This is a genomic window from Sulfurihydrogenibium subterraneum DSM 15120 (genome assembly GCF_000619805.1).
GTDB lineage: Bacteria > Aquificota > Aquificia > Aquificales > Hydrogenothermaceae > Sulfurihydrogenibium > Sulfurihydrogenibium subterraneum.
In genome coordinates this window covers 212323-234543 of sequence record NZ_JHUV01000008.1, presented here as the reverse complement: position 1 = coordinate 234543, position 22221 = coordinate 212323, and the positions used below count along the sequence as shown (strand labels likewise).

General features: G+C 33.0%; 24 protein-coding genes. 14 read left to right on the top strand and 10 right to left on the bottom strand.

Features of this window, described 5'->3' with window-relative positions; all coding sequences use genetic code 11:
- Positions 1–16 precede the first annotated feature (16 nt).
- The 14 genes from Q385_RS0101910 (at position 17) to Q385_RS0101845 (ending at position 14170) form a co-directional block, all read left to right on the top strand.
- Positions 17–2101 (top strand): TonB-dependent receptor, encoded by a 2085-nt coding sequence (locus Q385_RS0101910; RefSeq protein ID WP_028950045.1) that lies wholly within the window; start codon positions 17–19, stop codon positions 2099–2101.
- Between the two features lie 154 nt (positions 2102–2255).
- Positions 2256–3254: a malate dehydrogenase gene (locus tag Q385_RS0101905; protein WP_028950044.1), complete on the top strand. Its 999-nt coding sequence runs from the start codon at positions 2256–2258 to the stop codon at positions 3252–3254.
- Positions 3255–3271: 17 nt separating this feature from the next.
- Entirely contained in the window at positions 3272–4117 is an 846-nt protein-coding gene (locus Q385_RS0101900) for a fumarate hydratase (RefSeq protein WP_028950043.1), read from the top strand.
- Positions 4117–4731 (top strand): PDDEXK family nuclease, encoded by a 615-nt coding sequence (locus tag Q385_RS0101895; RefSeq protein WP_028950042.1) that lies wholly within the window; start codon positions 4117–4119, stop codon positions 4729–4731. The genes Q385_RS0101900 and Q385_RS0101895 overlap by 1 nt, the downstream gene beginning before the upstream one ends.
- The gene (locus Q385_RS0101890; protein ID WP_028950041.1) at positions 4724–5287 is read left to right on the top strand and encodes a Fe-S-containing hydro-lyase; all 564 of its coding nucleotides are present in this window, start codon (positions 4724–4726) and stop codon (positions 5285–5287) included. The genes Q385_RS0101895 and Q385_RS0101890 overlap by 8 nt, the downstream gene beginning before the upstream one ends.
- A 17-nt stretch (positions 5288–5304) precedes the next feature.
- Complete coding sequence (gene sucC, locus Q385_RS0101885; RefSeq protein ID WP_028950040.1) at positions 5305–6471, top strand: ADP-forming succinate--CoA ligase subunit beta; 1167 nt, start codon at positions 5305–5307, stop codon at positions 6469–6471.
- Between the two features lie 3 nt (positions 6472–6474).
- Positions 6475–7011: a Uma2 family endonuclease gene (locus Q385_RS0101880; RefSeq protein WP_028950039.1), complete on the top strand. Its 537-nt coding sequence runs from the start codon at positions 6475–6477 to the stop codon at positions 7009–7011.
- A 14-nt stretch (positions 7012–7025) separates the two neighbouring features.
- Entirely contained in the window at positions 7026–7910 is an 885-nt protein-coding gene (sucD, locus tag Q385_RS0101875; RefSeq protein ID WP_028950038.1) for a succinate--CoA ligase subunit alpha, read from the top strand.
- A 127-nt stretch (positions 7911–8037) separates the two neighbouring features.
- Entirely contained in the window at positions 8038–9825 is a 1788-nt protein-coding gene (locus Q385_RS0101870; protein ID WP_028950037.1) for a 2-oxoacid:acceptor oxidoreductase subunit alpha, read from the top strand.
- A 25-nt stretch (positions 9826–9850) separates the two neighbouring features.
- Positions 9851–10756 (top strand): 2-oxoacid:ferredoxin oxidoreductase subunit beta, encoded by a 906-nt coding sequence (locus tag Q385_RS0101865; protein WP_051524375.1) that lies wholly within the window; start codon positions 9851–9853, stop codon positions 10754–10756.
- Between the two features lie 244 nt (positions 10757–11000).
- The gene (locus Q385_RS0101860) at positions 11001–11597 is read left to right on the top strand and encodes a 2-oxoacid:acceptor oxidoreductase family protein (protein ID WP_028950035.1); all 597 of its coding nucleotides are present in this window, start codon (positions 11001–11003) and stop codon (positions 11595–11597) included.
- 22 nt (positions 11598–11619) lie between these two features.
- A complete protein-coding gene (locus Q385_RS0101855) occupies positions 11620–11925 on the top strand; it encodes a 4Fe-4S binding protein (protein ID WP_037919409.1) in 306 nt (101 codons plus the stop codon).
- A gap of 17 nt (positions 11926–11942) precedes the next feature.
- Positions 11943–13133, top strand: coding sequence for a pyruvate ferredoxin oxidoreductase (porA, locus tag Q385_RS0101850; RefSeq protein WP_028950033.1), 1191 nt, complete (start codon positions 11943–11945; stop codon positions 13131–13133).
- A gap of 2 nt (positions 13134–13135) precedes the next feature.
- Positions 13136–14170, top strand: coding sequence for a thiamine pyrophosphate-dependent enzyme (locus Q385_RS0101845; protein ID WP_028950032.1), 1035 nt, complete (start codon positions 13136–13138; stop codon positions 14168–14170).
- A 3-nt stretch (positions 14171–14173) separates the two neighbouring features.
- Here the strand turns inward: Q385_RS0101845 and Q385_RS0101840 are convergent, their stop codons facing one another.
- The 10 genes from Q385_RS0101840 to Q385_RS0101795 form a co-directional block, all read right to left on the bottom strand.
- On the bottom strand, positions 14174–14473 hold the full coding sequence (locus tag Q385_RS0101840; RefSeq protein WP_028950031.1) for a hypothetical protein: 300 nt from the start codon (positions 14471–14473) through the stop codon (positions 14174–14176).
- Positions 14474–14530: 57 nt separating this feature from the next.
- The gene (locus Q385_RS0101835) at positions 14531–16669 is read right to left on the bottom strand and encodes a RelA/SpoT family protein (protein WP_028950030.1); all 2139 of its coding nucleotides are present in this window, start codon (positions 16667–16669) and stop codon (positions 14531–14533) included.
- 142 nt (positions 16670–16811) lie between these two features.
- A complete protein-coding gene (locus tag Q385_RS0101830) occupies positions 16812–17042 on the bottom strand; it encodes a hypothetical protein (protein WP_028950029.1) in 231 nt (76 codons plus the stop codon).
- Positions 17043–17069: 27 nt separating this feature from the next.
- Positions 17070–17237 (bottom strand): hypothetical protein, encoded by a 168-nt coding sequence (locus Q385_RS09365; RefSeq protein WP_169733159.1) that lies wholly within the window; start codon positions 17235–17237, stop codon positions 17070–17072.
- A 71-nt stretch (positions 17238–17308) separates the two neighbouring features.
- Positions 17309–18706 carry a sensor histidine kinase gene (locus Q385_RS0101820; protein WP_037919406.1) on the bottom strand — a complete coding sequence of 466 codons (1398 nt, stop codon included), beginning with the start codon at positions 18704–18706 and terminating at the stop codon, positions 17309–17311.
- Positions 18687–19361, bottom strand: coding sequence for a response regulator transcription factor (locus Q385_RS0101815; protein ID WP_028950027.1), 675 nt, complete (start codon positions 19359–19361; stop codon positions 18687–18689). The genes Q385_RS0101820 and Q385_RS0101815 overlap by 20 nt, the downstream gene beginning before the upstream one ends.
- Positions 19333–20457, bottom strand: coding sequence for a site-2 protease family protein (locus Q385_RS0101810; RefSeq protein ID WP_028950026.1), 1125 nt, complete (start codon positions 20455–20457; stop codon positions 19333–19335). Before Q385_RS0101810 ends, Q385_RS0101815 begins: the two co-directional genes overlap by 29 nt.
- Positions 20454–20948, bottom strand: a complete 495-nt coding sequence (locus tag Q385_RS0101805; protein ID WP_028950025.1) for a metal-binding protein — start codon at positions 20946–20948, stop codon at positions 20454–20456. The genes Q385_RS0101810 and Q385_RS0101805 overlap by 4 nt, the downstream gene beginning before the upstream one ends.
- A 3-nt stretch (positions 20949–20951) precedes the next feature.
- Entirely contained in the window at positions 20952–21881 is a 930-nt protein-coding gene (locus Q385_RS0101800) for an OmpA family protein (RefSeq protein ID WP_028950024.1), read from the bottom strand.
- The gene (locus tag Q385_RS0101795) at positions 21878–22174 is read right to left on the bottom strand and encodes a hypothetical protein (protein ID WP_028950023.1); all 297 of its coding nucleotides are present in this window, start codon (positions 22172–22174) and stop codon (positions 21878–21880) included. The genes Q385_RS0101800 and Q385_RS0101795 overlap by 4 nt, the downstream gene beginning before the upstream one ends.
- Between the last annotated feature and the right edge of the window lie 47 nt (positions 22175–22221).

Below are 22221 nucleotides of genomic sequence, written 5' to 3'. Positions count from 1 at the left end.
AACAAGGAGGTTTGCCATGAAAAGGTTGGCTTTAGGAGTGTTGTTGTCTACTACAGCAATTGTGTATTATTCACAGGCAGAAGGTATTAGAATTGAAAAAATCACAGTTGAAGAGAAAGTTTCTAAGGAAGAAGTTGCATCTAAAAAAGAGCTTACCCAAGAAGAGGCGAAAATTACAAGGCAGATAGACCTTGGTGAGATTTTGTCTGAGTTTTATCCAGAAATATGGTTCATGAGAAAGGCAGGAATTGCTAACGACCTGTACATAAGAGGATTTTCAAAGGATAACATTAACGTTTTAATTGATAACTCAAAAATCTACGGTGCATGTCCTAACAGAATGGACCCACCTGCTTTTCACGTTTCAAGTCCACAAATAGATAAAATAACAATTAAAGAAGGTCCATTTGATGTAGAAAACGCTGGTTCGTTGGGAGCTGTTGTAAACGTTAAGACAAAAGACCCCAAAGAAGGAGTAGGGGGAGAGTTGGGGGGAACTTATGGAAGCTGGAGTTATAGGACGCTTTACGGCTGGGGGTATGCTGGAAATAAGTTTATAAAAGTGTTAGTAGGAGCTTCTAACCAGTACTCTAAACCTTATGAAAGTGGAGAAGGAAAGAAATTAACTGAGTATGCCGTTTATTCTACACCTGCTGGACCAACTGCGGGAAGATATAAACCACAATACATAAATGATAAAGCGTTTAATATAGACAGGGTTTGGTTTAAAACTATTTTAACACCTAACGATAACGCAGAAATTAAATTTTCTTACGCTTTTGAAAATGCAAGGAATGTTTTATACCCAGCTTTAAAGATGGATGCTCTTTATGATAGAACAAATAGGTTAAACGGTGATTTTACATTAAAAGATATAGGATTAAAATTTAGTATCTATTACAACGAAGTAAAACACGATATGAGAGATACCTTCAGAACTACTTCTAATCCTTTCCCTGCTCTTGGATACAGTATGAAAACCTATGCAGAGTCTAAAATGTTTGGCTGGAAACTGTCTAAAGATTTAAATCTTTTTGGAGTTGATGCTACAGTAGGACTTGACTCTTATTTAAGAAACTGGCTTGCCGATAACGTGCAGAATGGTGGTTCTAACGTAAATAATGGTATGATTCCAGACGTTAACATTAAAGATATAGGACTATTTGTAAAAGGTAGTAAAAACATAGATAGATGGACTTTATCAGCAGGATTAAGGTATGATTATAACTATTCAAAAGCAGACCCTAACTCTATGAGTGCAAGTAACAGAAATTTATTTATCTCTAAAAACGGTAATAAATTTTCCAACAGTGATAACTATCTATCTGGATATGTAATAGGAAAGTATAACTTTAACAAAAAAGATAACGTTTACGTAGGATTAGGACACACTGTAAGAGCTCCTGACCCTGAAGAGAGATTTATAGCATTATCAGGAATGTCTCCTTGGTATGGTAATCCAGATTTAAAACCTACTAAAAACACAGAGCTTGATTTAGGTGGAGAGTTTTTCCCTGTTAACAATTTAGGTATAAGAGCTAATCTCTTTTACAGTAGTTTAAAAGATTACATTTATTTGTATCAGTATAAAATTGGTACTACTACTTACACAACTTATAAAAACATTGATGCAGCCATATACGGCGGTGATATAAACGGCGTTTATGGATTTAACGATAAAATATCGGCAGAGCTTGGACTTGCGTATCAAGTAGGTAAAAAGACAAGTAAAAAAGGTATATATACAGATAGTGATTTAGTTGAAATGCCACCTTTAAAAGTGAGAGCTGCTGTTAAATACGATGATGGAACATTTTACGGACTAATAGAAGGAATATACTCTGGAAAACAATCAAAAGTAGACTCTGATTTAAAAGAGCAAAAAACAGGAAGCTGGTTTATAATGAACGTAAAAGCTGGATACACTTATGCTAACAGACTTTTTGTTGGAGTTGGTGTTGATAACGTATTTGACAAGTTTTACTACAACTACCTCTCTTATGTAAGAGACCCATTTAGAGGAATTTCTCAATCTGGAGTGCCTGTTAAAATACCAGAACCGGGAAGATTTATATACGCAAACGTATCATACAGGTTTTAGCCTGCTGCGGCTAATAACCTCCTAACTTGATTCAAGGGAGCAAAAGCTCCCTTTTTTATTTTTCTGTTTAAATAAAAATCAAACACTGTTTGATTGACAAATTTATAATGTCGTTATATTCTAATGTATGCAAAAATCATCAAGGAGGAATTTTATGGCAGACTATAAAAGACCTACAGTATCAATAGTAGGAGCGGGGAACGTAGGTGAACACGTGGCAAACTTAATAGCCATAAGAGAACTTGCAAACGTTAGACTTTTTGATTTACCAAGGAAAATAGATGATAAAACTTTTGAAGTCGTAAAAGGAAAAGCTTTAGATATAAAACAGATGGCTGCAGCAATAGGAGTAGATGTTGACGTTAGAGGCTATAACGTAACTGCTGATGGGCAAGGATATGAACCTTTAAAAGATTCAGATATAGTCGTTATTACAGCTGGATTTCCAAGAAGACCGGGAATGAGTAGAGATGACCTTTTAACCGCAAATGTTAACATTATTAGAGTAATCGCAGAGAGAGTTGCTCTTTACGCTCCTAACGCTGTTGTTATTGTAGTTTCTAATCCGGTTGATGTTTTAACTTATGCAGCATTAAAAATAACGGGATTTTCAAAAAATAAAGTTATTGGAATGGCAGGAGTTTTAGACACTGCAAGGTTTAAAACTTTTATATCTCAAGAGTTAAAAGTATCTATATCAAATATTAACTGTTTTGTAATAGGTGGACACGGTGATGATATGGTTCCACTTCTTTCTGTATCAAACGTAGGAGGAACTCCACTTAAAGATTTATTTACAAAGGAAAAGTTAGAAGAGCTTATAAATAGAACAAAATTCGGGGGAGGGGAGATTGTTAACCTAATGGGAACTTCCGCTTACCATGCTCCGGGTGCATCTGTGGTTCAAATGATTGAAGCTATTTTGAAAGATAAAAAAGCTATTATGCCTTGCTCTGTATATCTTGATGGAGAAGATGCAAGATTTTATGAGGCTTACGATGTTTGTGTAGGACTACCGGTAAAAGTAGGAGCTCACGGCTGGGAAGAGGTTATTAAAATAAATCTTTCAGAAGAAGAAAAACAGATGTGGCAAAAGTCAGTAAAATCTGTAAAAGAAGGCATTGAAAGAATAAAAGAGTTAAAATTAATATAAAAACTTTGAGGTAAAAGATGAGAGAAGTGCATGTTGATGAAATAGTAGAAAAAGTAAAAAACTTAGTAATGGACAGTGAGTATAATCTCCCTCAAGATTTTATTCAGGCGATAAAAGTAGCCGTAGAAAAAGAAGAATCACCACTAGGAAAAGAGATACTTCAAGAAATACTTAAAAATGCAGAAGTGGCAGAAAAGGAGCAAGTTGCATACTGTCAGGATACAGGTTATCCAGTTTTCTTTGTAGAAGTAGGACAAGACGTAAAAATTGTAGGTGGAAGTCTAAGGGAGGCTATAAACGAAGGAGTAAGAAGAGCAACAAAAGAAGGCTATTTAAGAGCTTCTCTGGCATACGACCCTATTTTTGATAGAAAAAATACTCAAGATAACACACCTGCCTTAATATACTTTGATATTGTAGAAGGAGATAAAATAAAGATAAAATTTGCAGCAAAAGGTGGAGGTTCTGAAAATCAAAGTAAGCAAGCAATGTTAAAACCTGCTGATGGTCTTGAAGGAGTTAAAAAGTTTGTTTTACAGACTATAGCAAATGCAGGACCAAACGCCTGTCCACCATTTACAGTAGGAGTTGGAATAGGCGGAACTTTTGACTACTCTGCAGTGCTTGCAAAAAAAGCACTTTTTAGACACATAGGAGAAAGACATCCCGACCCAAGAATAGCGGCATTAGAAGAAGAACTTTTAAACCTTGCCAATCAACTTGGTGTAGGACCATTAGGATTTGGTGGAACTACTACAGCTGTAGATGTTAAGATAGAAATTGCACCTTGCCATATAGCATCTTTACCTGTTGCTGTTAATATTCAATGCCACGCAGCAAGACATAAGGAGATAGAAATTTAATGGAAGTTTCTACAAAAAAGAAACTTTTAAATAAGAAAAAAACAGGAATTCCCAGAGCTCTTATATACGAGATGCGTTATGGCTCCCCTATTTATTACAAGGACTATGATAAAGTGCTAAAAGGAGAAATTTCATTAGAGGCGGTTATGGGAAGTAGTGGATTACAGGCATGGTTGATAAAGATTATTTTAAAGTTCTTACTCAAAGGTTTAAATAAACAATACGAAGTTCTTTCAAACGAAGTAGGATTTAAGTTTGCTAAAAAAAGTTGGTATAACCTTGATATAGCAATTTGGGAAAAAGAAAAGATAAAACCGTATTTAAAAGAAAATAAACTTATTCCCGTTCCTCCTGAATTAGTAATAGAAGTAGATACAAAAGCAGACTTGAGAAAGTTTGAAAATTCACAAGACTATTTTCATAAAAAAACTCAAGATCTATTAAATGTAGGAGTTAAAAAAGTTATATGGATATTTACTCAGGATAAGAAAGTATGGATAGCTCATCCGAATGAACCATGGCTTATTGTTGATTGGAATTACGACATTCCAGTTTTAGATAACTTGAAAATGAATATAGAAAAACTAATAAAAGAGGAAGAAGAAAATGGGTGATGTAAAAAGAATAACTACCCCTTTAACAGATGAAGTGATAGAAACATTAAGAGCTGGAGAGAAAGTTTTAATAACTGGTTGGGTTTATACCGCAAGAGACGCAGCTCACAAAAGAATGCTTGAAGAGTACGAAAAAACTGGAAAACTACCTTTTGATATCAAAGGTCAGATTATATACTACGTTGGACCTACTCCTGCAAAGCCCGGACAGGTTATAGGCTCAGCTGGACCTACTACAGCCTATAGAATGGATAAATATACTCCTAAACTTTTAGAGCTTGGTCTAAAAGGAACAATAGGAAAAGGATGGAGAGGATCTGAAGTAAAAGAAGCTTTGAAAAAGTATAAAGCAGTTTATTTTGCAGCGTATGGCGGAACTGCAGCTTTACTGTCAAAACATATAACAAAAGTTGAGATGGTTGCTTACGAAGATTTAGGACCTGAAGCTATTAGAAAACTTTACTTTGAAAACTTTCCAGTTATTGTAGCAAACGATATTTACGGTGGTGATGTTTTTGAAGAAGGGCAAAAAAAATACAGAAAATTAGTAATATAACAGCAGGAGGTTAACAGATGAAAGTACACGAGCATCAGGCAAAAGAGATTTTTAGAAAGTATGGTCTTCCAGTGCCAAGAGGTTATCCAGCTTTTGATGTAAAAGAAGCGGTAGAAGCAGCTGAAGAGCTTGGAACTTGGCCAGTAGTTGTAAAAGCTCAAATCCACGCAGGAGGAAGAGGTAAAGCTGGAGGCGTAAAACTTGCAAAATCTATAGAAGAAGTTCAAGAGATAGCATCTCAGCTTTTAGGAAAAAGGTTAGCTACGTTCCAAACAGGTCCTGAAGGTTTACCAGTAAGCAGATTATACATCGAAGAAGGAACAGCTATTGATAAAGAATATTACGTAGCAATTACATTAGATAGAAGTAAATCAAAGCCTATAATAATGGTTTCAGCTGCAGGTGGAATGGAAATAGAAGAAGTTGCAGCAACAAACCCAGAAGCTATAATAACCCATACAATAGAACCTTTTATAGGACTTAGAAGTTATCACGCAAGAGAGTTAGCCTTAAAGTTAGGACTTCCTAAAAATCTTTTAAACAAAGCAGCTAACTTATTCATGACTTTATACAAAATTTATATAGAGCTTGACGCTTCAATGGTAGAAATCAACCCGTTAGTACTTACAAAAGATGGTAATTTAGTAATTTTAGACGCAAAAATAGATTTTGACGATAACGGACTGTTTAGGCATCCAGAAATAATGGAGATGGATGATCCAACCCAAATATCATCGTTAGAAGTAGAAGCTAAAAAGTTTAACCTTAATTACATAAAACTTGATGGAAACATCGCTTGTATGGTTAACGGTGCAGGACTTGCAATGTCAACAATGGACACAATTAAGTTGGCAGGAGGAGAGCCAGCTAACTTCCTTGATGTAGGCGGGTCTGCAAACGCAACACAAATAGCAAACGCATTTAAAATAATACTCTCTGACCCTAACGTAAAAGCAATCTTTATAAACATCTTCGGTGGAATCTTAAGATGTGATAGACTTGCAGAAGGTATCATTACAGCTGCAAAAGAAGTATCTATAAATGTTCCTGTTATAGTAAGAATGGAAGGAACAAACGTAGAATTAGGTAAAAAGATGCTCCAAGAGTCAGGTTTACCACTTATAACTGCTGATACAATGTGGGAAGGAGCTTTAAAAGCAGTGGAAGCTGCAAACAAAGGGTAAAAAATGGGATATTTCACAGATAAATACCTTCCTTACTACACGGTTGAAGAGAGAGATAAATGGGAAGGAGACTGGGAACTCATAGAAGGTATTCCTTACGCCCTTGCTTCTCCTTCTATTATTCATCAAAGAGTGTTGACTAACATAATTTATCAAGTTAGAAATAGCTTAGAAGAATGTTCTAATGAATGTGAGGTACTTGCTGATATAGATTATTACATATCTCAAGACACAGTAGTTAGACCTGATGCTGTTATAGTATGCCAAAAACTTGAAGATAGATTAACATTAGTGCCAGATGTCATATTTGAAATTGTTTCACCATCATCTGTAAAAATGGATGAGCGTATTAAATATGAGTTATATCAACGAGAAAAGGTTAAGTATTACATTTTGGTTTATCCTCAAGGGTTGAAAAAAGTTAGAGTTTACAAACTTGAAGGAGATGTTTACAAAAAAGATTTTGAAGGTTTTGAAGGAGTTTATCAAGTAGACTTACAAAAATGTAAGATTAATTTAGATATGTCTAAAATAATTTAAACAAGGAGGTTAAAATGAGCGTTTTAGTAAATAAAAATACAAAAGTAGTAGTACAAGGAATAACAGGAAGAGAAGGGTCTTTTCACGCTACACAGTGTAAAGCATATGGAACTCAAGTAGTAGCAGGTGTTACACCGGGAAAAAAAGGAGAAAATGTAGAAGGAATTCCAGTTTTTGATACAGTAAAAGAAGCAGTATCAGAAACGGGAGCTGATTGCTCTTTAATCTTCGTACCACCACCATTTGCAGCAGATGCAATATTAGAAGCTGTAGACGCAGGAATAAAAACTGTTATCTGTATAACAGAAGGAATACCTGTAAACGATATGCTTCCAGTTAAGCAGTACATTAAAAAGTACTATCCAGACACAGTTTTAATAGGACCAAACTGTCCCGGCGTTATAACTCCAGAAGAAGCTAAAATAGGCATAATGCCAGGACATATATTTAAAAAAGGAAACGTTGGAATAGTATCAAGAAGTGGAACACTTACCTATGAAGCTGCTTACCAGCTTACAACAAGAGGAATAGGACAGTCAACAGCAGTAGGAATAGGGGGGGACCCTATACCGGGAACAGTTTTTGCAGATGTACTAAAATGGTTTCAAGACGACCCAGAGACAGAAGCTATCGTTATGATTGGAGAAATTGGTGGAACAGCAGAAGAAGAAGCAGCAGAATTTATAAAATCTTACGTTAAAAAACCAGTTGTGGCTTACATAGCAGGAGTTACAGCACCACCAGGAAAAAGAATGGGACATGCGGGAGCTATAATAGCTGGAGGAAAAGGAACAGCTGCAGAAAAGTACAAAGCCTTAGAATCAGCTGGCGTTATCACTGTTAAAAACCCATCAATAATAGGGGAAACTGTTGAAAAAGTTTTAAAAGGAAATACTTGATAAATCAATAGAATAAGATAAAAATCATAGTTAAAAATATAACAGCGTTATAAAATTCTTGACACAGAGATTAAAACAGTGTTATATTCTTTAAGTAGTAAGTGAAATTTAATTAGGAGGATTTACGATGGCGTTTGATTTAACAATTAAGTTTGCAGGTGAAGGTGGAGAAGGTGTAATATCTGCAGGTGACTTTACTATGAGAGCTGCTACCTACCTTGGGCTTGAGGTTGTAACATTTAAAAGCTTCCCAGCTGAGATTAAAGGTGGATATGCGCTTTCACAGGTAAGAATGTCTGATGAAAAGATATTATCTCAAGGTGATGGATTTCAAATACTTTTTGCATTTAATGGTGAAGCATATGAAGTAAATAAACCCTTATTAAAGCCAGGAACAGTTTTAGTATGGGATGGTCCAGAAGGTGGAGATTTTGAACCTGAATTTGATTGGTTAGAAAAACAAGGTGTAATAGCTTATGCAGTTCCTATGTCTAAGTTGGCAAAAGAAGAAGTAGGTGCATACATAACAAAAAATATGGTAGCCTTGGGAGCAGCTTCAGAATTATTTAATATTCCAATAGATGTTTATAAACAGCAAATTATTTCTAAATTCTCCAAAAAAGGACAAGATGTAGTTGATTTAAACTTTAAAGCTTTAGATGCTGGTATTAACTGGGTTAAAAACAATATTAAAAAAGTAGACCCTTACAGATTACCAGAAAGAAGACCACAAAAAGATGTTATTATATTAGAAGGTAATGAAGCGATAGCTTTAGGTGCAGCTGTTGCAGGTTGTAAAGTGTTTGCAGCATATCCTATTACACCAGCTACAACGGTAGGTAACTATTTATCTGAAATTATATTGAAGGCAAACGGCTATGTTTATCAAGCAGAGGACGAAATATCTTCTATGGCGATAGTGATAGGTGCTTCCTTCTCCGGGGTAAAAGCTATGACAGCAACTTCTGGACCTGGTATATCATTAATGCAGGAATTGATAGGTCTTGCTTCAATGACTGAAATTCCGTGTGTGGTTGTAGATGTTCAAAGGGGTGGACCATCAACAGGAATGCCTACAAAACACGACCAGGCAGACCTCTATGCTGCAGCAATAGGTGGTCACGGCGATGGTCAAAGAATAGTTATAGCTCCTACTAACGTTGAAGAAAACTTTTATTTGACTATAGAAGCATTTAACCTTGCAGAAAGGTACCAATGTCCAGTTTTATTCTTAACAGATGCTTCATTATCTCTAAGGGCAGAAGCTATTTCTACTCCTAAAATAAAAGAAATTCAATCTAGACTTATAAATAGACCTCTTATAACTAAAGATATGGATGTAAACTTAGATGAACTCCTCAGATATAAAGTAACAGATACAGGAATATCTCCTATGCTTGCACCAGAAGTATCTCCTAAACCTTATACTGCAACAGGATTAGAGCACGGAGAAGACTCCTCTCCAAGAACAAGACCTGATGTTAGAGTAATGATGATGGAAAAAAGATTTAGAAAGTTAAAAAATATAGAAGATGAAAATCAACATCTTTTAGAATGGGATTTAGGAGATCTTCAAGAAGGGGAGAAAGCAGATATATCTGTTATTGCTTGGGGTCTAACAGCATCAATTACTAAAGAAGCAATCCAAAGGTTAAGAAAGAAAGGATACAAGATAGCTGCCCTCTATCCTAAATTACTATATCCAGTTCCTGTAAAAGCTATTGAAAAAGTTGCAAGTATGTCAGATATTGCTCTAGTTCCTGAGGCTAACTACACAGGTCAGTTTGCAAGATTTATTAGAATGTATACCGATGTTAAACCAGTTCAGTACAATATTTACAGAGGAGAGCCATTCATACCTGCTGAAATAGAAGCTAAAATAGAAGAGTTAGTTGGAAGTAAAGTAAACGCTTAATTAATTTTAAAAGGAGGTAAATATCATGTCATATCAGTTTATAAAACTACAAGAAAAGCTACAACCAAAAGACTACAGAAGTAATATTGAGCCTACATGGTGTCCTGGTTGTGGAGACTTTGGTGTCGTTTCTGGACTTGCCAAAGTTTTTAGTGAAGAACAGTTTGATCCAACTGCTTTAACTCTCGTATCTGGAATTGGTTGTTCGTCAAGATTGCCTCTTTGGATGAACGCTTTTGGTATGCACACTTGCCACGGAAGAGCTATTCCAGCTGCAGTAGGAGCAAGACTTGCAAAGCCTGAAATTCCAGTTGTAGTTACAGCTGGTGATGGAGACTTATTCTCTATAGGTATGGAACACTTTCCTCACGCTGCAAGAAAGAATTTTGACTTAACTGTAATATGTATGGATAACAGAATGTACGCTCTTACTAAAAATCAACAATCTCCCACTTCAAGAAGTGGATATAAAGGTTCTTTAACACCTTACGGAAACATTGAAGAACCTATAAACACAATTGCTTTTGCTATTGCTTGTGGTGCAACGTTTGTAGCTCAAACATATTCAGGAAATCCAAAACATGAAGCAGAAATTTTACAAGCCGCTGTTGAACATAAAGGATTTTCATTTGTTAATATACTATCTCCTTGTCCAACTTTCAATAAAATTGATACATTCCAATATTATAAAGGAAGAACTATTGATATAAATAAAGAATTAGGACACGATCCTTCAGATTATGTAAAAGCGGTTGAACTTGCAAGTCATGCATTAGACCACGATAAAGATCCAAACGCAAAAGTACCTTTAGGTATATTCTTAAAGATAGAAAAGCCTACTTTTGAAGATAAAGTCTTGGCGTTAAAACAAAAATACGGTGCTTCTGATAATCCTGATTGGGATAAAATTTTAGAGAAATATAGACCATAACACATCAAAGCCCCCTTTCTGGGGGTTTTCTCTTAAATCTTATAGTTTTCTCGTTATATTATATTCTATTTTCAAAAAATATCATCTTTTTTAAGATAATACTTTTTTTTATGCTTTTTATCATTACTTCAAGGAAAAAATAGGTTATAATTTTAATACGTAAGACCAAGAAATAAGTTGATTTTTTATTGTTTTAATGATAAATTATTAAAACACTGTTTTATAAATTTTAGGAGGTTTTACAATGACAACCGCAACATATAAAGCTACAAAAGAAATCAGATGGCACGGTAGAGGAGGACAAGGAACAGTTACTGCTGCTAAAATGCTTGCTTCTGCAGCAATTATTAGAGGTAAATACGGACAAGCAATGCCAGAATTCGGACTAGAAAGATCTGGAACACCTGTTAAGGTTTCAACAAGAATATCTGATAAACCTATAAATACGAGAGCGCCTGTTGACAATCCAGAAGTAGTTATTATAACAGATCCTTCTTTGATATTTACTATAAGGGATATAATAGTAAGTGGAACAGATGAAAATACTGTTTTCGTTGTAAATACAAACTTTCCACCAGAAAAAGTTAGACAAATTTTAGGAATAGGAAATAATGAACTTTGGATAGTAGATGCTTCAAAAATAGCTCTGGAAGAGTTTGGAAGAAATATACCAAATACTGCTGTTTTAGGAGCTGTAGCAAAAGCAACAGGTATAGTTGATTTAGAAGCCTTAGAAGAAGAAATTAAAGATGCTTTTGGTGCGAGTTCTAAGTTAAGAAACGTGTTAGATCAAAACTTAAAAGCTTTAAGAAGAGGATACGAAGAGGTTTACAAAACCTAATTAAAACAGGAGGTTGATTATTATGTATCAGTTAAAAAAGTGGTTTGAAATTCCTATAGGTTCAATAGTTTCAGAAGCTGGTTCAAGTATGATGAACAATACAGGCTCATGGAGAATGCTTAGACCAGTTTTGAATACAGAAAAGTGTACAAACTGTCTTATCTGCTGGATATTCTGTCCTGATGACAGTATACCTGTTAACAGAGAACAAAGATTTGAAACTGATTTTCAATACTGTAAAGGTTGTGGAATATGTGCAGTAGAATGTCCTTACGATGCATTAGAAATGGTTCCAGAAATGGAAATTAAACTAAAAGAGCTTGAGTAATATTAGGAGGATTAAATATGTCAACAAAAGTAATTGCGTTAACAGGTAACCAAGCTGCTGCTGAAGCTATGAGACAAATCAACTTTGATGTTGCAGCAGTTTATCCAATATCTCCTCAAACAGAACTTATGGGATTTTTTGCTGAGTATGTTGCAAATGGTGAAGTAGATACTGATATGGTTGCAGTCGAAGGTGAACACTCAGCTATGGCTGCTTGTATAGGTGCTGCTGCTGCTGGAGCAAGGGTTATAACTGCATCTGCAGGTCCTGGAATTGCTTACATGGTAGAAAACTTATATATAGCCTCTGGAATGAGACTTCCTATCGTTTTAATAGATGTAAATAGGGCTTTATCAGCACCTTTATCAATACACTGTGATCATGGCGACTCAATGCTTACAAGAGATTCAGGCTGGATATCTCTATTCTCAGAAAATGCACAGGAAGCTTATCATAACCTTATAATGTCAGTAAAAATTGCAGAAAAAGCAATGTTCCCTGTAATTGTTAACTACGATGGTTATATAGTGTCCCACTCAATAGAAAACGTTGAAATATTTGATGATGAAACTGTAAGAGAGTTTGTTGGACCTTCAGGAATACATAGAATTCCTTATCCTTTATTAGATGTCTCAAAACCAGTAACTTATGGTGCAACAGCACAGCCAGATTATTATACTGAATGTAAATATCAACAACACGTAGATTTCTTAAAAGTTTACGATATAGTAAGAGAAGTATTTAACGAATTTGAGTCAATAAGCGGTAAACGTTATGACTTTATAGAAGAGTATATGACAGAAGATGCAGAGTACATTGGTATTTCTATGGGATCATCTTTCGGGACATTAAAAGATGCTGTTAATACTCTTAGAGCTCAGGGAAGAAAAGTAGGGGCAATTAAAATTAGATTATACAGACCATTCCCTGTAAAAGAGTTAGCACAGGCTTTATCTAAAGCAAAAGGTATTGCAGTTTTAGATAGGGCAGATTCATTTGATGGTATCGGTGGGCCATTATTTAAAGACGTATGTACAGCTATTTTACATAATCAAAATAGATCACTTGTTCATAACTTTATATACGGTCTTGGTGGAAGAGAAATACACGAAGAAGAATTTATAAAAGCCTTCGATAGAGTTGAAAGATTAGAAAAAGGTGTTGAAACAAGAGATAATTTAGTAGAATACTTACAAGTGAGGGCGTAATCATGGCAAAAAAAGTAACTATACAAGTTTTAGCAGATTTAGCTCAAGAAAGAGATGAAAAGTTCCACGGTCATAACCCACTTGCTCCTGGACACAGAATGTGTATTGGATGTGGTATTCCACCTATTGTAAATGAGGTTCTGCTTGCTATAGATAAACCAACTGTTGTATCTACTGCAACAGGATGTCTTGAAGTTACAACAGGTGTTTATCCTTATACTGCATGGAATACTCCATGGATACACGTTAACTTCCAATCTGCAGCAGCTGCAATAGGTGGTGTAGAAGCAGCTTACAAAGTTTTAAAGAAAAAAGGTTTGATAAATGAGGACATAGCATTTGTAGCATTTGGTGGAGATGGTGGAACATATGATATCGGTTTCCAATCACTTTCTGCTGCTGTTGAAAGAGGACATGACTTTTTATACGTATGTTATAACAATGAAGGATATCAAAACACAGGATATCAAAAATCTTCCGCTACTCCAATAGGAGCATATACAAAAACAACTCCTGTTGGTAAAGAAAAAATAGGAAAGCAAGAGCCTAGAAAAGATCTTACTATGATTATGGCTGCACATGGAATACCGTACGTTGCTCAAGCATCACCACATATTTACAGAGACTTAACAAGAAAAGTTAAAAAAGCAATGACGTTTAAAGGTCCGAAGTTTATAAATACGTTACAGCCTTGTACACTTTCATGGAGATTTGCTCCAGAAGATACAATGAGACTTGCAAAATTAGCAGTTGAGACAAGATACTGGCCTGTTTATGAAGTTATAAATGGAAAGTACTGGAAAGTAAATGTTAAGCCAAAAAGACCAAAACCTATAGAAGAATATATAGAAGCCCAACCAAGATGGAGACACGTTTTAAAATATCCAGAAATTGTAGCTCAAATTCAAAAAGAAATTGATGATAAGTGGAATCATCTCTTAGCTTTAGAAGAGATGTCTAAAGCTTTAGCTGAGAAAGAAGGTATAGATTACGAAGCTTTATTTGCCAATCCTGAAGATAAAAAAGGAGAAGAATAAATTTTACTGGGAGCTTTTATGCTCCCTTTTTTCTTTCTCTGCATTTTGAATTTTTTCTTCTAATTCTAAAAGATCTGTTTTTGGTTTTTCTATATTTCTAAAAGCACCTCTTAAAAACAATGCGGACATTATAGCCAAAAAACCCAGTAGTGTAGAAAGTCTGGCAAAAACTACTACTAAGAAAGGTGCAAGATCTGAACCTTCTTTAAATTCTTGTAAAGCTCTTATAACTATTGCTGTTCCTATAGAGAAAATTATTAAGAAAATGATAGTAAAAATTAAAATCTTTTCACTTTTTCTCATAGTTATCACCTGATTAATAATTTAAGATTTAGATTGATTATTTCAAGGTGGTTAATTTCAAATTCTTTCTACTTTAATTACATCAGAGAAACTTTTTATTGAGTTTAATATGGTGTTTAAATGGTTTTTGTCTTTTACTTCTAATGAAAATTTTATTAATGCCTTTTTATCTTTTAAATCTGAAACTTTAACGTTTTTAATATTTGATCCTGCAGATGCTATAGCATTAGATATATTTGCTAAAACTCCTGGCTTATCTTCAGCTATTACTTTTATATTTGTCAAATATTTTATTTTTTCATTTGGGCTCCATACAACGTTAACTAATCTTTCAGGTTCTGTGTTTTCAACAACTTTAACATTATTACATTCCTTATTGTGAATGGCTATCCCTTTTCCCTTTGTTATTATACCTACAATATCATCTCCTGGTATAGGATTACAACATTTTGCTATAAAGCTTAAAACATTATTTATTCCATCTACTTCTATAGATATTTCTTTTTTTGATTTTTCTTGAGTTGTTAGTTTTTCTGGTGTTTGACTTTGTTTTTCTTCTTTAAATATGTTTACTATTTTTATTGGTGATATTTTTCCATCACCTACTGCAATTAATAGGTCTTCAAAGCTTTTGTAGTTATACTTTGATAGTATTTTCTGCTTATCTTCCTCTGTTAAAGAGGAGATTTTCAAGTTAACCTTTTTTAAAAATTTATCTAGTAGTTTTTCTCCAAACTTTAAGCTTTTCTCTCTTTCTATTTTTGATAGGAACTGTTTTATATTTGTTTTTGCCTTAGAAGTAACTACAAATTTTAACCAATCTCTTGAAGGGTAATGTCCTTCTTTTGTTATTATTTCTACTAAATCACCACTTTTAAGTTTAGTATCAAGAGGAACAAACTTTCCGTTTACTTTTCCTCCAACTGCTTTATGACCTACCATTGTGTGAATGGCATAAGCGAAATCAACAATCGTAGAACCTGTAGGTAATTTTATTAAATCTCCTTTTGGAGTGAATACATATATCTCTTCTGAAGATAAATCTGTACTAATATCTTCTAAAACTTTAGAGTCTTTTGTTTCTTTTAAGGTTTCTACTATATTTTTTAACCAGTTAAATGCTTCAACGTCTTTTTCAGTTAGATGATTTCCCCCTTTATATCTCCAATGGGCTGCTATACCTTCTTCTGCGATTTTGTGCATTTGATAAGTTTTTATCTGTATTTCAACAAACTTACCATCTGGAGCTACTACAGTTGTATGAAGGGCTTGATAAAAGTTTGATTTAGGAAGTGAGATGTAATCTTTAAACTTTCCAGGAACAGGTGTCCAGATAGAATGTATAAGTCCAAGTGCTAAATAACAGTCCTTTATATCTTCTACTAATATTCTTACCCCAAAAATGTCATAAATATCGCTAAGTTTGAGATTTTTTCTTAAAGTTTTTTCGTATATACTGTATATGTGTTTTGACCTATACTGGATTGTTGCATTTATGTCATGTTCTTTTAACACTTTTTCTATCTGAGGAATTACTTTTTCTTTTAGATACTTTTCACTTTTTTCTTTTGAAGTAGCAAAGTAAGAGACTACTTTTTTATACTCTTCTGGATGAAGATACATAAAAGACAGGTCATCAATTTCTCTTTTTATATTCCATAGACCCAATCTTCCTGCTAAAGGTGAGTATATTTCAAGACTTTCTTTTGCTATCCTTTTTTGTTTATCCTCTCTAAGATAATGAAGCGTTCTTAAATTGTGTAGTCTATCTGCAAGTTTAACAAGTATCACTCTAATGTCGTTTGATGTTGAGATTATTAATTTACGAAAATTTTCTATTTTTGCATCTTCTAAGTTTTCAAAGTTATACTTTCCTATTTTCGTAACACCGTTAACTATCTGTGCAACTTTCTTACCAAACTTTTCTTCTATATCTTGAATGGTTGTATCTGTATCTTCAACTATATCGTGTAAAAGTGCTGATATTATTGATATTTTATCTAATTTTAAATCTGCTAGTATTTTTGCAGCTTCTATTGGATGAATGTAGTATGGTTCTCCTGATTTTCTGTATTGATCTTTATGTTTCTCCACTATAAAGTCTATAGTTTCTATTACTTCTTCTTTTTCATTGTCAGGTAAATAATTTATCTTATCAATAAGCTCTTTTGCTTCTTTAAATTCTATTGTTTTCATTTTTTAAACCTAAAGTTTACTTATAAAGATAATATACCGATTTAACAGAATTATCAAGGATTTTTTTGGATATCTTAAGATTTATGAAGATGATTATGGATTATATGATTTGAAAACAGGGGCATAAAGCCCCTGTATGAGATTACTTCTTCTCTTCTTTCTTTTCTTCTTTTTTCTCTTCTTTCTTTTCTTCTTTTTTCTCAGCTTTTTTCTCAGCTTTCTTTATGTGTTTCTTTTCAGCTTTTTTCTCTTCTTTAGCTGGAGCTTCTTGTTTTGCTCCTTCTGCTGCTGGAGCTGCTTTTTCTTCAGCGATAGATGCAAATCCAAGACCTAAAACTGCTACTGAAAGTGCTGATAATACTAACTTCTTCATACTACTACCTCCTATAAAAGATTTAAATTATTTGCCTGCTGGTTGTTGAGCAGGTTGTTGCTCAGCTGGAGCTGGTGCTGCTTGTTGCTCAGCTGGTGCTGGTTGCTCAGCTGGTTGTTCTTCTTTCTTTTGGCAGCTGAAAAGTAAAGATGCTGATAATACAGCTGCTACAGAGCCAAGTACTAATTTTTTCATTACAGTACCTCCTTTTTTAATTTACATTAAATACTTTACTTTAAAAAAATTACAAATCAATTAAAATAAAATTACAAATTTGTAATTTTTGGAAAAGTAATTATAAAAGTTGTTCCAACATTTTCTTCACTAAAAACTTCTATTTTTGCATCGTGTTGAGTTAATATCGCTTTTACTAAACTAAGTCCAAGACCGCTTCCAGCATATACTCCTCTGCTTTCGTCAACTCTATAAAACTTTTCAAAAATTTTGTCTATCTTCTCCTGTGGTATTCCTATTCCTGAGTCTTCTATTTTAAGGACTACTTCTTTTTCGTTCTCAAGTAGGTTAATTTTTACATAACCATTTTCTTTATTAAACTTAATTGCGTTGTCTAACAAATTAGCTATTGCTCTTGAAATATACTTTTCATTTCCATAGATGTAAATATTTTCTTGAATATCTAGGATTATGTCTATCTTTTTTGTTTGGGCATAATCTTTAAAAAGGTTGTATATTTTTTTTACTATTTTAGACAGGTTTATCTTTTCTTTTTGTAGCTGAAATGTTCCAGATTCTAACTTTGAAATGGTAAGTAAATCTTCTATCATTTGAGTCAAAGAGTCTGTCTCTTCTATAATGTAAATTAGCAAGTTTCCGCAATCGTTAGATAAATTACCTTTCATTAAAAGATTTTCTGCAGAGCTTCTTATTCTTGTTATGGGTGTTTTTAAGTCGTGAGCTATACTTTCTGTAGTTTCTTTTAAAGTTCTTATAAGTGTCTCTATTCTATCTAACAAATCATTTATAAGCAAAGCTAAATCATCTAACTCATCTTTACTGCCTGTAATTGCCACTCTCTTGTCAAGTTTCATACTAGATGTGATATCTTTTGCAGTGTTTGATATGTTTTTTATCTTCTTTGTTATTGAGTTTGTTATAATAATTCCACCTGTAAGAGATAAGAAAAATACAATAATACCTGATACGTAGAATATTTCCATAAGACGATTTAATAGTTTGTTATTGTCTAACTTTGATTTTCCTATTACAAGTATATACTTGTTAGATAATTTATATATTATTACATCAAAGTACTCTATGGTTGCTAAAGTGTATGTATCAGGTTTTAGTTTTCCATAGTTTTCCAAATTTATGACTAAGTCCCTTGTACGAATCCCAGTGTTTGTATTTAGTATAACATCGCCTTTTTTGTCGTAAATTTTAAAAAACAGCTCAACACTTTTTATTATTTCAGCTTCTTTTGTTATTTGGTTTTTAAGTCCGTTTATTCCTTCTTGTTTGAATAATATTTTATAAGCTTTTGCTTTTTCTATAAGTTCTTCTTTTGTTTTATTTTCTAAGTAAAGTTCAAAGAAAGAGTAAACCATAAAAAAAGATATTAAAAGGGAGATAAGTAATGTAAGAGAGTATAGAAGAATTATCTTTATAGATATTTTGTTAAAAAATTTAATCAGATTTGAAAACATAACCAAATCCACGGACTGTATGAATAAGTTTTTTTTCAAATCCTTTATCTATTTTCTCTCTTAATCTATGGATATGAACGTCTACTACGTTGCTATCTATATCAAAGTCTATATCAAAAACATTTTCCAAAATCATATTTCTGGTAATAATCCTTTCTGCATTTTCAACTAAGTATTTTAAAAGTTCAAATTCTTTTGCTGTAAGGTTTATCTTTTTTCCATTACGGTATACTTCTTTTTTTAGTAAATCTATGGTAATGTCTGCATATTTAAGCTTAGATATCTCTTCTATGTTTTTTGTTCTACGGATAAGTGCGTTTATCCTTGCTATAAGCTCTGGGAAGCTGAAAGGTTTTGTAAGATAATCATCAGCTCCAAGCTGTAATCCTTTTACTTTGTCTTCTATTTCTCCTTTTGCACTTAAAACTAAAATAGGGGTTTTGATTTTCTTTTTTCTTAACTGTCTTATTACTTCATAACCTGACATTTTAGGAAGCATTATATCTAAGACTATAACGTCGTACTCTTCGTAAGTAGTATAACTTATACCTTCTTCTGCATCAAATGCCTGCTGAACGGTAAAACCTTCTTCTTTAAGTCTTTTTGCTATAAGATGGGAAAGCTCTTTATCGTCTTCTATGATTAGAACTTTCATTTATATCCCTCAAAAATCTTGTTATTATATCTTCTATATCTGATCTTCTTAGTATTCCTAAAAATGTATTGTTGTACTTAACAGGAATTTCTTCAAGATTGTTTTTCCTCATATAGCTGTATGCTCTTGATAATCTTTCATCTGGTGAAACATATATATCTATAGGTTTTGCAACATCGGTTAAGGTTAATTCTTCCTGTTTGTAGTAAGGTATTGTAGTTAAATCTCTTGTATCTAAAAATAGTATTCTTCCATCTTTCAGTAAAACGGGATAAAGTCTTGTAATAGGTCTCTCATATGTGATAAACTCTAATAAAGGCAGCTGGGCAGGTACAGGATTCATAACGTTCATTATATTCTCTACTCTAAATTTTGATAGTATGTAATTTAATTTTGTTGACATTAGAGCTTCCCTAGAAGCTCTCTTTATAAAAAATCCTAAAAATGAAAGCCATATACCATTTACTACATTTCCTGTAAATAGGCTAAAAATTCCAATTAGAATAAGAATTATTCCAAAAATATTTCCTAACTTTGATGCTATCTCTGTAGCTTTTAGTATGCCGTATTTGTGCCATAGTATTGACCTAAAAATTCTTCCACCATCTAACGGAAAAGCTGGAATAAGATTAAAAGCTCCTAAAAAAAAGTTAACCATAAATACATAGTTTAAAAAACCGTTAAAAAGGTCATTTTTAGGGTAAAAAGAGACTATTGTAAAAAACAAAGATGCTAAAAAAAAGCTCATTAAAGGTCCTGCTAAAGCTATTTTAAATTCTTGGGAAGAGGTTTTAGGTTCATCTTGAAACAGAGCTACTCCACCAAATATAAACAGGTATATGTCTTTTACTGGTATTCCATACCTAATTGCTACTAATGAGTGGGAAAGTTCGTGAAGAAGTACAGATATAAAAAGAGCAAAAGCTGATAATATAGAAACTAAATAATAGTTTAATTTTGGTGAATCAGGATAGATTGAAGGATAGAAGCCTTCAGCTAACGTTATTGTTATTAGAAAAAAAGCAATAAACCAGCTATAATCCAGATTAATTTCTATTCCAAAAATTCTAAAAAGCTTTATTCCGCTAAAATTCATCTTTTCCTTCTTTTAGGTAAAAACTTTTTAAATGTAGAGTAAATTATATCAGTAAATATATGAACAATTTCTGCTAAAACTATACCTGGAAAGAAAGATAGAGTAAATTGATTTAAAAGTAGAGATTTAAAATCGTTTAAATTAAAAAAGAACCGTTTTTCTGGATAAATTTGCTCAAATAAGTATTTAAAACCGATTAAAATTAGTAGAAAAATAGCTGACAAGTACAATATCTTAAAAACTGTTCCGTAAATAGGAATGTGAGAAACACCTCTGTGTTTAAAAATTTTTGTATAAGGATACCATACTATCTTTAAAATGTTCCATCTTTTGTTTGGTTTTGATAAGTATATATCGTTATCTGGAGTTAAAAAAAAGGTACCTACTAAGTATCCTGCAGTAAAACCAAAAAAATCGTTAGGTTGGAGAAAATAAACAGCGGGAGGCAAAACTAAAAGATTTACTATATCGTGAGTTTTCCCGCTTGCCAAACCTCACTCCGCTAAGTTTATAACGTAAAATTCTGTCCTTCTATTTGTAAATCTATCTATTTCGTTTTTGTTAGACACTATGTATTTATCTTTTCCAATACCTTCTATAACTATTCTGGTTGGCTCTACACCCATCTTAACTAAATGTTTTTTAACAGCTTGAGCTCTTTTTAAAGCTAATTTATCGTTATAAGATTTAGACCCTATGTTATCTGTGTACCCTACAATTTTAACTTTAACATCAGGATGTGTTTTTAAATATTTAGCTACTAAATTTAAGTAAGGAAGGTACTCTTTTTTAATTGAAGCTTTGTTAAAATGAAAGTGAACTCTTACAGGTTCTTCTATAGCTTGAGTTTGCTTTAATTTTTCTTTAGTTTTAGTTTCTGTAATGACTTCTGTTGATTTTGTCTCTTGTGGTTCTTTTACTACTTTGACTTCATTTTGTAATTTATCAGGTGTATTTGGATTTAAACCAAGCTCTATCTCTTTATAACAAGGAATACCATCACCATCTTTATCACTGTTTATGTTTTTTTCAATAACAGACAATAAATATTTTATCTTAACTGGATAATTTACAGTGCTAACTCCTTCTATTTTTATAAATCTTGAATCTTGAGCGTTTTTTTTCACTTTATATTCTTCTAAACAGTGTTCAACATATCTATTTTCTAATGGATTATCACATTTTTTTATCTTTGATTGGACAGTATACGTCTCTACTTTTCCATTTTCTATCTTTTTTTCATCTTTTAAACTCTCAATATAACTTTCAAGCATACCAACTTCAGTAGGAGAGCATTCAAGGGCATGTTTTTCTTTTAAGATTTCTAACTTTTTTTCTACTTCTTCAAGGTTAAAATCAGTATCAGCAAAGGAAGGAAAGGTTAAGCAAGTTAATAATCCAGTAATTAAAATTCCTTTTCTCATTTTATCTCTCCTGTATTTGTTTTTTCTAAGGCTTTTAATGACCACTCAATTGATTCTTTAGCAGCTTCTATTGCATTTTCTGTTTGAAAGTCTGAAGCCTGTTCTTTTGCTATGTTATAAAATCCAAGAGCTTTTCCGTATTCATACTGAGCTTTTATGTGAGCTCCCGATTCGTATGCTATCTTTAAAGCTTTCTGAGCTTCATCAAGATACTCCGACATTGTTATATTCTTTTCTAAGGCAAAACTAAACCCAAAAATAACCATTAAAACTGCAACTACCTTTTTAACCATTTCTCTCACTCCTAAATTTTTATAATATCTTTTCGGCAAAAGTTTAA

What these genes read in the sequence shown, in the direction of transcription:
- Q385_RS09365 (WP_169733159.1), bottom strand. Translation starts at nt 17,237, where the DNA reads ATGAAAAAATTAGTACTTGGCTCTGTAGCAGCTGTATTATCAGCATCT.
- Q385_RS0101840 (WP_028950031.1), bottom strand. Translation starts at nt 14,473, where the DNA reads ATGAGAAAAAGTGAAAAGATTTTAATTTTTACTATCATTTTCTTAATA.
- Q385_RS0101845 (WP_028950032.1), top strand. Translation starts at nt 13,136, where the DNA reads ATGGCAAAAAAAGTAACTATACAAGTTTTAGCAGATTTAGCTCAAGAA.
- Q385_RS0101895 (WP_028950042.1), top strand. Translation starts at nt 4,117, where the DNA reads ATGGAAGTTTCTACAAAAAAGAAACTTTTAAATAAGAAAAAAACAGGA.
- Q385_RS0101815 (WP_028950027.1), bottom strand. Translation starts at nt 19,361, where the DNA reads ATGAAAGTTCTAATCATAGAAGACGATAAAGAGCTTTCCCATCTTATA.
- Q385_RS0101890 (WP_028950041.1), top strand. Translation starts at nt 4,724, where the DNA reads ATGGGTGATGTAAAAAGAATAACTACCCCTTTAACAGATGAAGTGATA.
- Q385_RS0101795 (WP_028950023.1), bottom strand. Translation starts at nt 22,174, where the DNA reads ATGGTTAAAAAGGTAGTTGCAGTTTTAATGGTTATTTTTGGGTTTAGT.
- Q385_RS0101905 (WP_028950044.1), top strand. Translation starts at nt 2,256, where the DNA reads ATGGCAGACTATAAAAGACCTACAGTATCAATAGTAGGAGCGGGGAAC.
- Q385_RS0101880 (WP_028950039.1), top strand. Translation starts at nt 6,475, where the DNA reads ATGGGATATTTCACAGATAAATACCTTCCTTACTACACGGTTGAAGAG.
- Q385_RS0101865 (WP_051524375.1), top strand. Translation starts at nt 9,851, where the DNA reads ATGTCATATCAGTTTATAAAACTACAAGAAAAGCTACAACCAAAAGAC.
- Q385_RS0101800 (WP_028950024.1), bottom strand. Translation starts at nt 21,881, where the DNA reads ATGAGAAAAGGAATTTTAATTACTGGATTATTAACTTGCTTAACCTTT.
- porA (WP_028950033.1), top strand. Translation starts at nt 11,943, where the DNA reads ATGTCAACAAAAGTAATTGCGTTAACAGGTAACCAAGCTGCTGCTGAA.
- Q385_RS0101900 (WP_028950043.1), top strand. Translation starts at nt 3,272, where the DNA reads ATGAGAGAAGTGCATGTTGATGAAATAGTAGAAAAAGTAAAAAACTTA.
- Q385_RS0101910 (WP_028950045.1), top strand. Translation starts at nt 17, where the DNA reads ATGAAAAGGTTGGCTTTAGGAGTGTTGTTGTCTACTACAGCAATTGTG.
- Q385_RS0101855 (WP_037919409.1), top strand. Translation starts at nt 11,620, where the DNA reads ATGTATCAGTTAAAAAAGTGGTTTGAAATTCCTATAGGTTCAATAGTT.
- sucD (WP_028950038.1), top strand. Translation starts at nt 7,026, where the DNA reads ATGAGCGTTTTAGTAAATAAAAATACAAAAGTAGTAGTACAAGGAATA.
- Q385_RS0101820 (WP_037919406.1), bottom strand. Translation starts at nt 18,706, where the DNA reads ATGTTTTCAAATCTGATTAAATTTTTTAACAAAATATCTATAAAGATA.
- Q385_RS0101835 (WP_028950030.1), bottom strand. Translation starts at nt 16,669, where the DNA reads ATGAAAACAATAGAATTTAAAGAAGCAAAAGAGCTTATTGATAAGATA.
- Q385_RS0101860 (WP_028950035.1), top strand. Translation starts at nt 11,001, where the DNA reads ATGACAACCGCAACATATAAAGCTACAAAAGAAATCAGATGGCACGGT.
- Q385_RS0101830 (WP_028950029.1), bottom strand. Translation starts at nt 17,042, where the DNA reads ATGAAGAAGTTAGTATTATCAGCACTTTCAGTAGCAGTTTTAGGTCTT.
- sucC (WP_028950040.1), top strand. Translation starts at nt 5,305, where the DNA reads ATGAAAGTACACGAGCATCAGGCAAAAGAGATTTTTAGAAAGTATGGT.
- Q385_RS0101870 (WP_028950037.1), top strand. Translation starts at nt 8,038, where the DNA reads ATGGCGTTTGATTTAACAATTAAGTTTGCAGGTGAAGGTGGAGAAGGT.
- Q385_RS0101810 (WP_028950026.1), bottom strand. Translation starts at nt 20,457, where the DNA reads ATGAATTTTAGCGGAATAAAGCTTTTTAGAATTTTTGGAATAGAAATT.